Source organism: Stenotrophomonas sp. TD3 (assembly GCF_001939825.1).
In the GTDB taxonomy this organism is placed as follows: Bacteria; Pseudomonadota; Gammaproteobacteria; order Xanthomonadales; family Xanthomonadaceae; genus Stenotrophomonas.
This window is the reverse complement of sequence record NZ_MOYM01000001.1, coordinates 1,367,547-1,381,418: the sequence shown is the minus strand read 5'-3', so window position 1 is coordinate 1,381,418 and position 13,872 is coordinate 1,367,547. Positions and strand designations below refer to the sequence as shown.

The following is a 13,872-nucleotide window of genomic DNA, read 5'->3' as shown; positions in this document are numbered from 1 at the left end:
TATTTTATTTCTATTTACTTCGATGCCTTTCGTTCTTCGTGTTGCTGCTTCGAAGGACGTGAGTGAGTTTCTACATATGTATAAGGGTGATGCAAGTTAAAAATTACACTGAATGCGAAGTGGCTTGATCTTCGATGTGTTGAATAAGGTATTCGCAAAACATGTTGATCTTTACCTCGTATTCGTTGCCTGCTTCAAGATCGAAATGAGAGTGAGCTATGGTCATGTGCTTCAGATATGCGATCTGGAATCTCATAAACGCTTCCATTCGGTTGTTGCGGCCGAAAAGTAATGCGTAGGCGATGCAATATCGATGATAGAGGGTGAGCATCGCGCCTTGCGGGATGTAGTCCTCTTCATATAGCTCTTCGATGTCTCTTGATGTGTCCAGGTGACTCAGTAGGCGAGATACAGCTTTCTCGCTTGAGCTCTGCCCTTTCCAGGAGGGCGTGTACTTCGTTTTGATCTTCTTTTGTATCGTAATGGCTGAAAGGGCTGCAACGCAGTCGGCCATCGAAATGTTGACGACGTCATGATCTGTTCTGTGCCATTCGTGGAAGACATAGGCATGCAGAACCTTCTGCGTTTCGTCGGCTATGTTTGTGATCTCGCTGGATCTCAAATCATAACCAGTGGCTTGGTGAACCAAGCGTGCCAGCTCATTTGCATTGGTTTGCAGGAAGGAGTGAATAGCTGCGAGTGATGTGATAGGTCGCAATAGGGCATCGCACTCCGTCGGTGAGGAGATGGTGTGAGCGAAGAGTGGCTCTATCTTGTATTTGCTCAACTCGTCGTTTTCTGATTCGACAACCTGCTGATACTCTCCAACGAAGTGCAGGAATGGGAGAGTCAGCAAATAGATGTATAGCCTTTCGTGTACGGGGGCGCCTTCTTTGCCGGGTAAGGCATTTGAGGGTTGATAGCTTTCTATTTGATGTGCGCCAAACATAAAGGCGCTTGCTATGGCTTCATCATTGCCATCGAAAGCCATGTAGATGGGTTCTATAAGCTCCTTGATGTGTTTGGCGTAGTATTCAAGGAGTTTCGATGGTGTGAGTCTGTTGGTGTGGATGTGGCTGCGTCTTTCTTCGTCAATCTCACGCTCAAGTGTGGATATGAGATAGGACGCTGCTTTTATGGTCTTTTCGTTTCTGGGGGTGTTGCGCTCTATCCAGTGCTCGAAGGTGGCCTTAATGGTTCCTGGTTTCGATATTCTTTGAAGCAGCTGGGTGTCGCTGGAGTCGTTCTTGATGTAAAGGAGCTTAATTGTTTTTAGGGTGGAGAGTGGAAGTGTACAGTTCCCAGTAGGAATCTCTTGTCCCAATGTGGAGTTTATGAAGTCAATGACTCCTTTAAGCTCCTTGCGGGTTATTGTTTTCCCCGAGGTATTAGAGTGTTTGGTTTTGCTGCCATCTGACGCATGCGCCATCTCGTAGTTGAGCTCTTCCAAAAGCTCGCTGATACTTCCAGTCTCAGACGGATCTGTTTTTTTATCTTTTTCGAAGTCAAAGCGCGGCTTGTACTTCCCTGATTCGATGTTGCTGTTTTCCATTTTCAGCCACCATCCTTTTGGTTGTGTCTAGTGTTTGATGATCGCTATTTCGCCGATCCTTGTCAGCGCACCTGCAGAAGGTCGCCCCACTTCGTTGTATAGCTGGGCGACAACGAATGCAATATGGGTCGCCATTGAGCGTTGATAGTCACGTTGGACTGCTCTCCAAGTCTGGCTCCACCAACCCGCCAGCCCACGTTGCCTACTCCCACAGTGCCTCTGCCGAACTTCGCATTGATCTGGTCCAGCACGGCCATGGTGCGTTCGGCTTTCTCGTTAGGGCTAACGAAGAGGTCTGCCTGACGGGCTTCAGCCTGTACCAAGTTGGTCAGACCCACACCTCCACGTTTATAGGCCTGGATGCCTTGGCCACGGTCTGCCTGATCCATTATCGACTTGGCCAGGCGTCGCACTGTCCGTAGGACTTCCCCTGTGTCCTGCGTAGGAAAGGGGAAAGGTGTGGCTCTGCTGGCATGGAACGAATCGCCCTTGAAGGGGTTGCCGACCAGCCAGACCCACAGTGCACCTGCCGCTTGGCCTCGCTTGCGTAACTTCTCGCAGGCCACGCTGCAGAACGTGGCCAAGGCCTCCATCGGGTCGGTCACGTCACGACCAAAAGTACGGCTGACCACCAGCTGCTGGCGTTCGGGTTCTTCCAGTTCCAGATCGCTGCAGGGAATTCCCCGCAGCTCCATTTGGGTGCGGCCCAGAACTACCCCATAGTGCGCACGAACATGGTCGGTGGGGAGTGCGGCCAAATCTGCAGCAGTTCTTACCCCTTCGCCTGCCAGGCGTTCGGCGTAGCGCCTGCCCACTCCCCACACATCCTCGACGGCCAGAGCGTTGACGTTCTGTGCGGTGGCATGGAAGACGGCCAAGGAGCCCGCATGGACGGCACGCTTGGACTGGTCCTTGGCGAGCTTGTTGCCTGCCTTGGCCAGGGTGCGTGTGGCACCCAGGCCAGCGCAGCAGGGAATGCCCACCCATTGCAGGATACGTTCGCGTGCCTCAATGCAGGCCGCAACAGGGTCTTTGAGGCCTTCCAGGCCGACGAAATTTTCATCGATCGAATAGATCTCCACCCTGGGGAAGAGATCCTGAAGAATCGTCACAATCCTGGCTGACAGATCCCCGTACAGCGCGAAGTTGGCTGACCTGACGAAGACCTGCTTTCTGATGTCCTTGGGGACCTGGAAGATGGGCATACCCATCTTCAATCCCAAGGCCTTCGCCTCTGGCGACAGGGCTATACAGCATCCATCGCCATTGCCAAGCACAACAGTGGGTTTGCCTCGCAGCTTGGGGTCGAAGACCCGCTCGCATGAGACGTAGAAGGTGTTGCCGTCGATAAGTCCGTAGCGCATGCGGGCACGGTACGAGGCTCATGTATCAGGAGCTGAGATCAGAGGTGCTGGGTGATGGACCAGCGAACCACACCCCAGATTTCCAGCTCGACATCCTCTGGCACGACGATGGATGGATATCCGCTACCGCTGGCCAAGACCATGCAGTTGTTACGCATGTAGAGCTTCTTGCAGACGAAGCCACCTTCCCACAGAGCCACGACTGTGTGCCCAGGTCGTGGACTGATCGAGCGATCGACGACCAAGAGATCGCCGTCGTGGATCCCAAAATCGGCCATCGATCCGCCGCAGTCGGCCTGTACCAGGAACGTTGCTGGTGGGTTGGGTGCCAGCTTGGCATTGAGATCCAAGCGATCCTCTTCTCGGAAGAAGTCTTCAGCAGGACTGGGGAAGCCGCAGGCGGCAGTGCTACCCAGAACGGGGAGAGGTAGGGACGATGAGGCGTCCCGGACAGGCCAGACTGTCACAGGCAAGGTTTTCATGGGCGTCGATGGCCAAAGCCGTGAGCTGTGGCGCGATGGGAGTTGTGTTAGTAATATTACTACTTCCCATCTGCCCGTCTGTCCACCCCCATCCAAGTGAGATGGGGGTAGAGCCCTGTTCAACTTGTCGTGGTAGATCCAGAGATTGAGTTGAGGCCGGATGTCTTGAACACTATTCGTGCCGGTCTATGGGCTGACTAGATGTGATCTCCCAGTAGGTTGTTCATCCGGGGCATCTCTGGAAGATGGTGGTTACCAAAGCATGGCCCGAAAGATTCTAGATGAGCTGAGTCTGAGGGACGCGCGGGATATGGCCTTTCCGGTAGCTGCTCTGGATGCGCTTACCTCGGGCGGGTTGCTTCATCTCTTGCGGCGAACGCTGGCCAATGTGTTTCGTGATCAACAGCGTGTTTCACTGGTCTGGTCAATGATACGCACGCACGATGCCGAGACGAGGGTGTTTCCGTTGGTTCTCGAAGTGATGGTTAGGTTCAACGGGCACGACTATCCCGTAGCAACAAGGGAACATCTGGAGCCGTTAGTCGCGACGGGCGTAGAGGATCCGCAGACTCGACTGGCTCAGCAGATCCTTGAGGCTATGCGCGCTTACTACGACCCGCTAAAGGCACTGCCGGTGGCGGAAGAGCTGCGGCCCTCATCCGAGCAAATGATCAGGTTGAGAAGGAGCGAGGGAGATTGATGAATGAGGCTTTCGAAGAAGCGAGTAAAGATTCCTTATTCCGCCAGATCGCCAAGTCGATTCCGCTTAAAGCCGGGCGCTCCATGTTCTTCATGAGAGACGGCGAAATAGGAGAGACACGCCGATGATGTCGGCATCACACTCAGTAGCGGTGCCACGCAGCGAGACGATCGATAAAGTCGGCAGCGATATGCAGCGCCGTCAGTTCATCTTCGGCAAGCTGGAGGATGACCGGGCATGAGGCTCATCATTAAGGAGTTCCTGAGCCAGCTCAGGGAGTCGGGAGAGCTGGACCGGCTGCTTCCGGATCTGCTCGCCCGCATGAAGCTTATCCCCATAAGTCGAGCACAGGTCGGTGTGCGCCAGAATGGAGTGGACATAGCAGCCGTCGGCAAGGACAGGGACGGCGTCAAGACGCTCTATTTGTTCGTGCTTAAGGTCGGCGATTTGGGTCGTCGGGACTGGGATGACGGCGTCAATGCGGTTCGTGCAACGTTGAACCAGATTCAGGACTCCTACCTGCATACCTCGGTGCGAGAAGAGCACCAAGGATTGCCGGTCAAGGTGGTCATCTGCTCCACCGGCGAGCTTAAGCAGGAAGTGCAGCAGGACTACACGGGTTACATCAATCGACACACCACGTCTAACCTGGGGTTTGAGTTCTGGTCCGGTGACGACCTAGCGGACATGGTCGATACGCACTTGCTGGACGAGTATGCGATCGATCCGTCACAGCGGGCGGAGCTTCGTCGTGCCATTGCCTTGATTGGCTCAAGGGACTATGACCTGAGGCACGCGTACAAGATCGCCCAGGTACTGCTGATCGACAGCCACGACGGGACGCAGACGCTAAACAACACCCGGCGGAAGCTGTTCATTCGTCAGCTGAAAACCGTGGCATTGGTGCTGGAGATTGTTTTTCGCTGGGCAAATGAGGAGGGCAACCTGCTTAATGCGTTCAAGATGGGAGAGCGCTGCTGCCTTTGGGCGTGGGAGGCAATCCGGGCCCGGAACCTCTTCAAGTATCGCCCTGCTATTTCAGCTTTTCGCGATATCTGTCAGATCCACGAACGCATCTGTGCGGCCTACTTCGCCAAGCTTGAGCAATTCTTCAGGGCAAGGGACGGGCTATCCGGTTTCGCTAGCGAGAATGCGTTGGTAACAGAGAAGGTTCTCGAGCAAATCGGGATCCTGGCTGAGATAGGTCTCATGCAACAACACCATGCTGAGATGGCACTGGAAGAAGGCAACGAAGAGGCGGCGGCCGTGACGGCGGCCAATGCTGATGTGGTTGCAGATACGCTGATCGCGGTCATCAAGAACAATGCGTCCTCGGGGTCGCCTCGTTACGATGGCAATGCGATCGAGTTATCCTTAGCCTTCTTGCTGCTGTTTATCACTGACAAGCGTGAGGCGGCGAAACAATGGCTGGATGACTTGGCTGCCCGCGTGTCGTTCGCGTTCAAGGTCAAGCAGCACTTCCCCGTTGCGACCGACTCGTTTGATGACCTCGTCGCGATGGAGGTGGGCGAACTCTCTGAGGACCAGGTGGAGAAGCTGCGTCAGCTTAGTACCCTGGTGCCGACACTGATGTACTGGAGCCTCATCTTGGGTCACGATGAGGTCTACCAACTCCTGCGCGAGCGCTATGGCTCGGCCTTCGAAGGGGTCTGCATGCAGCTCTGGTACGCCGATGACCTCACCGAGTCGCTGATCTACCGCCAGCCGGCGCAGTATGAAAGCGGCACGACCGAGGCACTTCTCAAGTTCCCCGAGAAGATTGGCGACCTGCTACGAGCAGAGATGAAGAAGGCTGAGTCCGAGGCCATAGTCAGGCTGGATACGCTCTCCGCGGTAAATCTTGGGTGGTGATCGCGATGGCATGTCGTCACTTCAGGACGCCGTTCCCGCCGCAGCTCTGGGTTCCCCTTTTGCTCCGGACCAGGGCTGCCGACGTGCCCGGCCCAGATGAAGTAGAAGACCCGCCATGTGAAGAGCCGACCAGCGTCGCAGGTCCAGAATAGGGTCGAGCTGCACGTCGGCTTGCTAGTCGGCCGCGGCCGTCCTTATCGGGGCGGCCTGACTAGGATCGCCATGTCCGCTTCTGGCCGAAAGCGGACATCGGTGCCATGCCAAGAGTCCAACTGGCTGGCTGCTGTGACCACTTCGTTTGGCGGCGCTGTCCAACTGCTTGGTTGTTAGTAGCATGACCTGAGCAGGAACCGATGGGTCGCTACACAACTAGCCGAGGCCGGGGTCGAACTGTCGGCGGGCAGCGTGCACCATAGCTATGGCAGCACGCTGGCCGAGACGACCAATGGGCTGTACAAGGCCGAGGTGATCCATCGGCATTCGTGGCGCAATCGCGATCAGGTGGAGCTGGCCCCACGCTCGACTGGGTGTACTGGTACAACCACCAATGACTGCTGGGGCCGATCGGGAACATCCCGCCAGCGGAAGCCGAAGCGGCTTACTATCGGCAGCAAGCCGGTCAGGCCAAATTGGCCTGAATCAAATCCAGTGCCTCCAAGAAAGTCGGAGCGGTTCAGTTACACAAAAAACCCTGCACACGCTCACCTATGGACGAAGGTTGTCGATTAGGTTTGTGACTGACGATGGCTCGCACTGAACTGTTGCGGCGTGACGGCCATTGATCTCGACATTGACCCCCGCCTCCCTGGCGCCACTCTCACTAGTCTGGTCGAAGATACTGTAGACCGTATTTCCCGTAGGAATCCTGACCGTTTCCATCGACGAGGTTCGCGCCACTGAAACCATGCTGTGGAGGACAGAGAGGTTCATCTCGGGCTTCTGCGTACGTCGCGCGAAGATGTATCGCAGCTCCGAGCCAGAATCGCAAAGCGCTACCTGCTTCTGGTTCGTGGTGGTGCAGCTAAAGATCAGCCGCTCAGCGTTTGTGCATGTCGTCGCATCAGTTGATAGCGATGTGTATGCAGGCTCCACAGGTGACTGCATGGAGCCGGCACTGTAAGGTGCAATACACTGACCAGACTCACATATCCGGTCACCCTTGCAGTCAGTATCCTTTCCGCATTGCGAGAATTCCGGCTCTTGCAAAGGGAGCTGAGATTCCTGCTGCTGCATTGCGGGGGGCGTGGCAAGTGACGGATTTGGAAGATCTACCGGCAGGTCAAGCCCGAGCGCGCGTCTGACCACGAAAGCGGCTTCTTTACCGACCCCGCAGCTCTCCAGCGTGTCGACCAGTGCCCCATTCCATTCCCGGTCCGGAAGCTTCTCGCCCCGAACATAGTCGTCGATCTGTTTGGTGCTGAACTTTCCTTTCAGTTCCTTGTACGAGCACGAGCACAGTTCTTTCGGGATGCCCTGAGCGGAACAGCTGGCCACATATCTGCTTCGCGATTTTCCATCGCATGCCACAAGTAGCATCGAAAGGATCATCGTCATGATGATGATTGTTGTGTTCTTTGCCATTTAGTTCACCTTTTCGATGCCAATACCAGACCCAGTACGCCAAGTAGAACAATGCCGCCGAGTATCTTTCCAAGCGACGGGAAGATGATTACAGGCCAGACAAATGATTTGCCCAGGTTGTATGCAAAGCCCCTGTAAGCGTCGTCGCCCCACCAGTTTCCGTAGAAAGCGAAGATGATTGCAATGATGAAATAAATTACGGCCAGTTTCTTCACGGTCATTCCTTGATTTTTAAGCTGTTTCTTAGATACTAGGCGATCCACTCAAGAAGTGCGCTCTCGATATTATCGTCAACTTCATCCAGAAATCCGGGAATGGCATCCGTGGGCAGATATGCGTCTGTTGCCTCGCGCATGAAGACCAGGAACTCGTTGCCGAACGCGGTCACTGGGTAGAGCTCCATAAGCGCGGGCGAGCGGATGGAATGCTCGAACTCATCAATCAAGCCGGAGGCATCCCGTTCTGATATCAGGAGCTTGTATCGGCTCCATCTACGCATGAATTCGTTGAAGAATCCCGAATTCCTTAGCTCCTGCTGGATGATCTCCATCTTGTGGAGGCCTCTGATGGCCTTGAGGCCACTGACATCGATGATGCATTCGATCAGCATGGCAGTCGCAGTAGCTGCTGCGATCTCATCCGCATAATCACGCGCGTCCGGAATGTTTGCTCTGATCAAATGCTCAGCGGCGGCGATTGAGTATGTAAGGAGCTCAAAGCGAATGGCGTCGCTCGTCCAGAGTGAACGCACGTCGCGAGGAACCGCGCTGTCTGATTCAATCCATTCTCCAAGCGAGAGGGATATCGGCAGCAGCAGGTTGGCAAGCTGCATGACCGCTTGCTCCGCTCCTTCAGTGGCCCTGATTTTCTTTCCTATATTTTGCTCAAAAGTCTTGTAGTAGCCCTTTTCCAGCAGCGTGATGGCTCTATGTCCTGTTCCGGAAGAAGCCGGGCGCTTGTACCTGGTCTCGCGCGGCGCATTGGCACGGCGCTGCTGACAAAAGGCATTGAAGAGATCAAAGAAATGATGGACTTCATCTGAGTCAGGTACGTTCAGTTTCCCAAAATCATGCCCATTGACTTTGATCCTGCTCTTATAAGCCTCGATGCTTTCGATCTTTTCCACTTGGACCGAGCAGAGGGATTCGAAGACCGCCTTGAATCTGACCTCATGCTCTGTGATAAGCACGCCCTCTTTGGCACTTCCAAAGACGGTGTCGTCGATCAGCGCGATGACATTGCGTGGGTTTAGCCCTCTGCCGTAGCTTTCCAGAGCACCACCCAGCTTTTTCTGCGGGATGTTGGGAGCGACATGTATCTTCTGGAAGAACTCGTTGTCCGGTGCATGCCGCTGAAGAAATTCCAGCAACGACCTGTGTTCGTCTTGCTCCGGAATAGGTGGTGGTGAAGCGGCCGGTTTGGCAGATTGCTTCCCGCGCTGCTGATCAAACCGAGCCCGCTCACTCTGATCTTTAAGAATGGCGTAGGCCGCGTTCAGTTCCTTCATTTTTTCCGTGGCCCAAGCGAGGGTCTCGGAATCGGAGCTGGCATAACGATCTGGGTGATACTGGCTCCTCCGTCCCTTGTACGCGAGATCGATTTCGTCGATTGACGCACTGGGGCGGATTCCCAGCACTTCGTAATAATCCTTTTCCAACATGCATCCCCCCTGATGTTTCCTTTCACGCCTTTGACTTTTCGTCAAAATTGTTTGAAAGAATAGCATCAATGATGAATGGAAGGGGGGGATTCCGTTTTTTGGGGGATCCCAAAGCAGATTTAGGTAGCCATGCCTGTTTTGCATCGACGTGAGGCTTTGTTGCATCTTCGGTCCGCCCAATTGGCTGGAGCGGTTGATCAGTGCGTCCCGTACTTGCAGCTCCGTTACCTGCCGTTCGAAGGTGCAGCGCCGCCGCAGTCGGCCTGTACCAGGAACGTTGCTGGTGGGTTGGGTGCCAGCTTGGCATTGAGATCCAAGCGATCCTCTCCCCGGAAGAAGTCTTCAGCAGGACTGGGGAAGCCGCAGGCGGCAGTGCTACCCAGAACGGGGAGAGGTAGGGACGATGAGGCGTCCCGGACAGGCCAGACTGTCACAGGCAAGGTTTTCATGGGCGTCGATGGCCACAGCTGTGAGCTGTGGCGCGATGGGAGTGGTGTTAGTGATATTACTACTTCCCATCTGCCGGGCTGTCCACACTCATCCAAGTGAGATGGGAGTAGAGCCCTGTTCAACTTGTCGTGGTAGATCCAGAGATTGAGTTGAGGCCGGATGTCTCGAACACTATTTGTGTCGGTCTATGGGCTGACTGGAGCAGTCCGGACCAGGTCTGGGAAGGATGAAATCAGCCCATGCCTGCATCATGGGGCGTCGTTGCTCCAGCAGATCAGTGCGGTGATAGGCAGCTTCGACCTTGTTTTTGACAGTGTGGGCCAGCGCGCGTTCAGCAAGATCCCGAGCATAGCCTTCCTCGCTGCACCAGTCGCGAAAGCTTGACCGGAAGCCGTGCGCGGTGGCTATCCGCTTGTCGCTATCGCTGTGGGCCTTCAGGCGGCGCAATAGCGCAGTTAGGGTCATGTCCGAGAGGACTGTTCGGGACTGGATCGATGGGAAGACCAGATGATCGTGCTTCCCTGCCTGTACCTGCAGCAAAGTGATGGCTTGCTCAGAGAGTGGGACACGATGGGTCTGGCTGGCTTTCATGCGATCGGCAGGAATGATCCAGACTTTGTTGCGCAAATTGACCTCATCCCAAGTCATTCCCCTGACTTCGCCAGAGCGCGCAGCGGTCAAGATCAAAAACAGCAGCGCACGTTTGGTGACATCTAGCTCGTTTGTATCCGCCAGTCTGGTTTTTACAAACGCCGGGATGTCGGCCCAAGGCATGGCCGGTTGATGCTCTTGTCTGACCGTCTTGCTGGGTTGTACCGGCAACAGATGTGTGACTACATCCACGGGGTTGGCTTGGTTGAACCCGTGTGCCCAGCCCCAGGCCATCACGGCATGCAAACGCTGCTTTACTCTGGAAGCGGTCTCTGCTTTTTCCAGCCAGATCGGGCGCAAGACATCGGCCATATGACGAGGCTGAAGTTGATCCATCGGTAGGGAGCCGATCTTGGGGAAAACGTATTCGGTAAGTGTGTTGATCCACTGCTGTGCGTGCTTGGCATTCTTCCAGCCTGGCTTCAGTTCGGCGTGTACCTGTTTTGCTGCCTCTTGGAAGGATGGCATCACCGGTGCGGCCACAGGGGTCTCCTTGATCGCCAGGGGGTCTTGCCCCAGTGCAATCTCTTCGCGCATCTCGCGAGCCAGCTTGCCGGCAAGAGCGACGCCCACGTGCGGGTAGCTGCCTAGGCCGGCGTTGCGCCGCTTGCCAGTGACAGGGCTTACGTAGCGCAAGACCCACTTGCCTTGGCCCTTCTGGGTGCGTGAAGGAAGCAGACTCAGGCCGGTAACTCCGCCGTGTGGCAGTGCTGCGCTTCCGGGAGTGATGCTTCGAGCTTTGATGTCGGTTAGCAGTGCCATGCGTGCCTGGTATGCCATCTGGTATGCCATCCAGTATGCCATCTGGTATGCCATTTCGCGTTGGGTGGTGATGGGCGTTGCTGGACGGTGCTGGATGATGTCACTTGTAAGCCATTGAAATTAAATGTCAAATATATGCTATTTGCGATGCCACTGGATTTCCTTGGACGGATCTATGGCAGTCCCCCTCTCCGCCAGATAAAGAAAAAGGGCTGCCGAAAGGCAGCCCTTTTTCTTTATCTGGCGCGGGATGCGACGCGCGTTGCGCGTCGCCCCACGCGTTGCTGCGCAACGTGTGGGCCCCCTTCCTGGTGGGGCTTGTTCCTCCAGATGGACCAGTAGATCCACGCCATGCGTGGATGCACAGCGGGAGTTACGCCGTAGTGGGGATGTCCTGTTCCGGCAACCTGCGGAACACCAGGCTGGCGTTGGTGCCGCCGAAGCCGAACGAGTTCGACAGCGCGTAATCGATGCGGCGGTGTCGCGGCACCTTCGCGGTGAGGTCGAGCCCGGCACAGGCCTCTGATGCGGTGTCCAGGTTGCGGGTGGGCGGTGCAACCTGGTCGCGCAGTGCGAGGATCGAGAGGATGGCTTCGACGCTGCCGGCGGCGCCCAGCAGGTGGCCCATCGAGGACTTGGTTGAAGAGATCGACATCGCACCCGTGGTGGCGTGTGTGCCGAACACGCTCTTGATGGCGGCAATCTCGGCCAGGTCGCCGGCCATGGTTGAGGTCGCATGGGCATTCAGATAGTCGATGCGCTCCGGGGCGACGCCGGCGCGGCGCAGGGCGGCCTGCATCGCGCGGGCGGCGCCATTGCCGTCCTCCGGCGGCGATACGATGTGGTAGCCATCGCCGGACATGCCATAGCCGACGATCTCGGCATGGATGTGGGCGCCACGCTGGCGCGCGTGCTCGTATTCCTCCAGCACCAGGATGCCGCTGCCTTCGCCCATGACGAAGCCATCGCGATCCACGTCCCAGGGCCGCGACGCGCGCTCCGGTGTGTCATTGAAGGCCGTCGACAGCGCACGCGCCGCGCAGAACCCGCCGATGCCGAGTTCGCACACCGCTGCTTCGGTGCCACCGGCGATCATGACGTCGGCGTCGTCCAGCGCGATCATCCGCGCGGCATCGCCAATGGCATGGGCCCCTGACGCACAGGCGGTCACGGCGGCATGCGCAGGGCCGCGGAAGCCGTACTGGATGGCGATATGCCCGCCGGCCAGGTTGATCAGCGTGGAGGGGATGAAGAACGGCGAGATGCGCCGCGCAGAGGTTCGCTCAAGCACGCGCGCGGTGGCTTCGATACCGGGCAGCCCGCCGATGCCGGCGCCGACCATGACGCCGGTGCGGTCACGCTGTGCGTTGTCCTGCGGCAACCAGCCGGCATCGTGGATGGCTTCATGCGCAGCGGCCAGCGCATAGACGATGAAGTCGTCCATCTTCTTGAGTTCTTTGCTGTCGGCCCAGTCGGTCGGATCGAAGCCGCCGCTTGCGCGGTTGCCGTGCGGCAGCAGTCCGGCGACGCGGCAGGGCAGGTGCGTGGCATCGAAGCGATCGATCGGGCGCACGCCGCTGTGGCCGTCCAGCAGGTTGCGCCAGCTGGTCGCCACGTTCATGCCCAGCGGCGTAATCATGCCGATGCCGGTGACCACAACGCGGCGATAGCCCAGCGGATACGGGGGAGAAACAGAAGCGGTGTTCATGGTGGCAGGGACCGTGGGGTTCATTCGGGCAGGGGGACGTCTTTCCAGAGCGCTTCGACCTGTGCGGCGCGTTGCCTGACCTGCTCGGAGGCCACCGGGCCCGGCTGCAGCAGGACGCGATCGACGGTGATCGGCGTGCGTGTGTGGCGGTCGACCACCATCGATTGCAGCGGCGCGCCGCTACCGCGGTCGATCTGCGAAACGGCGGTGCCTTCAGGGGTGAGGTGGCGGCTGCCCCAGTCGAACAGCACGACCAGCACCGGGAACAGCTCCTGGCCCTTGGGGGTCAGCACGTACTCATGGCGCGGGGGGCGTTCGCTGTAGGCCTGCTTCTGCAGCAGGCCGTTGTCGACCAGATGCTTCAGGCGGCGGGTGAGGGTGTTGGCGGGGATGCCCAGGCTCTGCTGGAAGTCGTCGAAGCGCCGGCAGCCCTGGAAGGCGTCGCGCAGGATCAGCATGCTCCAGGACTCGCCAATGCAGTCCAGTGCCCGTGCCGTCGGGCATTCCATCGTGGCGAAGCGGGTCGTTCTCATGCGGGCAGCGTAATCCAGTAACTTCAAATATGGAAGTTACTGGCGGTCGCCGTGCCGTTGCCGGTTCAGGCGGAGGTGCTGCGCCCGTGTCTGCCAGCGATCGCGCAGGTGCGGGTTACCATGTGCACATCACTTGCTGGAGCTTTCCCCGATGACCGCTGAAATCCTCGTCCCCGTTTCTTTCGGCGAGCTGCTGGACAAGATCTCGATCCTGCAGATCAAGTCCGAGCGCATCAGTGACGAGGGCAAGCTGGCCAATGTGCGCAAGGAGCTCTCGGCGCTGGAGCAGACCTGGATGGCACACCCGGCGGCGGTGAAGGATGTCGCCAGGCTGCGTGCCGAGCTGAAGGCAGTCAACGAGCAGCTGTGGGATATCGAGGACGACATCCGGCTGAAGGAGAAGGCGCAGGCGTTCGACCAGGGCTTCATCGACCTGGCGCGCAGCGTCTACCTGCGCAACGACGAACGCGCGCGCATCAAGAAGGCGATCAACCTGGCGCTGGGTTCGGCGTACGTGGAAGAGAAGTCCTATCAGGATTACGCGCAGCGCGCGTAAT

Annotated in this window: 13 protein-coding genes and 1 pseudogene; 5 read left to right on the top strand and 9 right to left on the bottom strand. The window is 57.2% G+C overall.

Going from position 1 to position 13,872, the window contains the following annotated elements; translation table 11 throughout:
- Nucleotides 1–103 precede the first annotated feature (103 nt).
- The 3 genes from BKE09_RS06525 to umuD form a co-directional block, all read right to left on the bottom strand.
- Nucleotides 104–1,552 (bottom strand): hypothetical protein, encoded by a 1,449-nt coding sequence (locus tag BKE09_RS06525; RefSeq protein WP_075675226.1) that lies wholly within the window; start codon nucleotides 1,550–1,552, stop codon nucleotides 104–106.
- Between the two features lie 62 nt (nucleotides 1,553–1,614).
- The gene (locus BKE09_RS06520; protein WP_075675225.1) at nucleotides 1,615–2,916 is read right to left on the bottom strand and encodes a Y-family DNA polymerase; all 1,302 of its coding nucleotides are present in this window, start codon (nucleotides 2,914–2,916) and stop codon (nucleotides 1,615–1,617) included.
- A gap of 38 nt (nucleotides 2,917–2,954) precedes the next feature.
- Nucleotides 2,955–3,398: a translesion error-prone DNA polymerase V autoproteolytic subunit gene (gene umuD / locus BKE09_RS06515; protein ID WP_075675224.1), complete on the bottom strand. Its 444-nt coding sequence runs from the start codon at nucleotides 3,396–3,398 to the stop codon at nucleotides 2,955–2,957.
- Nucleotides 3,399–3,660: 262 nt separating this feature from the next.
- Between umuD and BKE09_RS06510 the strand changes: the two genes are divergently transcribed.
- The 4 genes and pseudogenes from BKE09_RS06510 to BKE09_RS06500 all read left to right on the top strand — a co-directional run.
- Nucleotides 3,661–4,098: a hypothetical protein gene (locus BKE09_RS06510; RefSeq protein ID WP_075675223.1), complete on the top strand. Its 438-nt coding sequence runs from the start codon at nucleotides 3,661–3,663 to the stop codon at nucleotides 4,096–4,098.
- Nucleotides 4,098–4,226: a hypothetical protein gene (locus BKE09_RS23835; protein WP_275576704.1), complete on the top strand. Its 129-nt coding sequence runs from the start codon at nucleotides 4,098–4,100 to the stop codon at nucleotides 4,224–4,226. The genes BKE09_RS06510 and BKE09_RS23835 overlap by 1 nt, the downstream gene beginning before the upstream one ends.
- Nucleotides 4,227–4,335: 109 nt before the next feature.
- Complete coding sequence (locus BKE09_RS06505; protein WP_075675222.1) at nucleotides 4,336–5,970, top strand: hypothetical protein; 1,635 nt, start codon at nucleotides 4,336–4,338, stop codon at nucleotides 5,968–5,970.
- Nucleotides 5,971–6,330: 360 nt separating this feature from the next.
- Nucleotides 6,331–6,608, top strand: a pseudogene (locus tag BKE09_RS06500) (integrase core domain-containing protein); the annotation flags it as partial.
- 67 nt (nucleotides 6,609–6,675) lie between these two features.
- On the opposite strand, the gene BKE09_RS06495 reads toward BKE09_RS06500, so the two are convergent.
- The 6 genes from BKE09_RS06495 to BKE09_RS06470 form a co-directional block, all read right to left on the bottom strand.
- Nucleotides 6,676–7,551, bottom strand: coding sequence for a hypothetical protein (locus tag BKE09_RS06495; RefSeq protein ID WP_075675221.1), 876 nt, complete (start codon nucleotides 7,549–7,551; stop codon nucleotides 6,676–6,678).
- Between the two features lie 5 nt (nucleotides 7,552–7,556).
- The gene (locus tag BKE09_RS06490; protein WP_197572745.1) at nucleotides 7,557–7,766 is read right to left on the bottom strand and encodes a hypothetical protein; all 210 of its coding nucleotides are present in this window, start codon (nucleotides 7,764–7,766) and stop codon (nucleotides 7,557–7,559) included.
- Nucleotides 7,767–7,801: 35 nt separating this feature from the next.
- Nucleotides 7,802–9,211: a J domain-containing protein gene (locus BKE09_RS06485; RefSeq protein WP_075675219.1), complete on the bottom strand. Its 1,410-nt coding sequence runs from the start codon at nucleotides 9,209–9,211 to the stop codon at nucleotides 7,802–7,804.
- Between the two features lie 621 nt (nucleotides 9,212–9,832).
- Entirely contained in the window at nucleotides 9,833–11,104 is a 1,272-nt protein-coding gene (locus BKE09_RS06480; RefSeq protein ID WP_240502881.1) for a site-specific integrase, read from the bottom strand.
- A 343-nt stretch (nucleotides 11,105–11,447) separates the two neighbouring features.
- Nucleotides 11,448–12,782, bottom strand: coding sequence for a beta-ketoacyl-ACP synthase II (gene fabF / locus BKE09_RS06475; RefSeq protein ID WP_075675218.1), 1,335 nt, complete (start codon nucleotides 12,780–12,782; stop codon nucleotides 11,448–11,450).
- A gap of 20 nt (nucleotides 12,783–12,802) precedes the next feature.
- On the bottom strand, nucleotides 12,803–13,315 hold the full coding sequence (locus BKE09_RS06470) for a helix-turn-helix domain-containing protein (RefSeq protein WP_075675217.1): 513 nt from the start codon (nucleotides 13,313–13,315) through the stop codon (nucleotides 12,803–12,805).
- Nucleotides 13,316–13,466: 151 nt separating this feature from the next.
- Between BKE09_RS06470 and BKE09_RS06465 the strand changes: the two genes are divergently transcribed.
- A complete protein-coding gene (locus tag BKE09_RS06465) occupies nucleotides 13,467–13,871 on the top strand; it encodes a DUF6165 family protein (RefSeq protein WP_075675216.1) in 405 nt (134 codons plus the stop codon).
- The last annotated feature ends 1 nt before the right edge of the window (nucleotide 13,872 follow it).

Bases quoted from the DNA above. Each gene is read 5' to 3' on its own strand.
- BKE09_RS06525 (WP_075675226.1), bottom strand. From the start codon at position 1,552: ATGGAAAACAGCAACATCGAATCAGGGAAGTACAAGCCGCGCTTTGAC.
- BKE09_RS06520 (WP_075675225.1), bottom strand. From the start codon at position 2,916: ATGCGCTACGGACTTATCGACGGCAACACCTTCTACGTCTCATGCGAG.
- umuD (WP_075675224.1), bottom strand. From the start codon at position 3,398: ATGAAAACCTTGCCTGTGACAGTCTGGCCTGTCCGGGACGCCTCATCG.
- BKE09_RS06510 (WP_075675223.1), top strand. From the start codon at position 3,661: ATGGCCCGAAAGATTCTAGATGAGCTGAGTCTGAGGGACGCGCGGGAT.
- BKE09_RS23835 (WP_275576704.1), top strand. From the start codon at position 4,098: ATGAATGAGGCTTTCGAAGAAGCGAGTAAAGATTCCTTATTCCGCCAG.
- BKE09_RS06505 (WP_075675222.1), top strand. From the start codon at position 4,336: ATGAGGCTCATCATTAAGGAGTTCCTGAGCCAGCTCAGGGAGTCGGGA.
- BKE09_RS06495 (WP_075675221.1), bottom strand. From the start codon at position 7,551: ATGGCAAAGAACACAACAATCATCATCATGACGATGATCCTTTCGATG.
- BKE09_RS06485 (WP_075675219.1), bottom strand. From the start codon at position 9,211: ATGTTGGAAAAGGATTATTACGAAGTGCTGGGAATCCGCCCCAGTGCG.
- BKE09_RS06480 (WP_240502881.1), bottom strand. From the start codon at position 11,104: ATGGCATACCAGATGGCATACCAGGCACGCATGGCACTGCTAACCGAC.
- fabF (WP_075675218.1), bottom strand. From the start codon at position 12,782: ATGAACACCGCTTCTGTTTCTCCCCCGTATCCGCTGGGCTATCGCCGC.
- BKE09_RS06470 (WP_075675217.1), bottom strand. From the start codon at position 13,315: ATGAGAACGACCCGCTTCGCCACGATGGAATGCCCGACGGCACGGGCA.
- BKE09_RS06465 (WP_075675216.1), top strand. From the start codon at position 13,467: ATGACCGCTGAAATCCTCGTCCCCGTTTCTTTCGGCGAGCTGCTGGAC.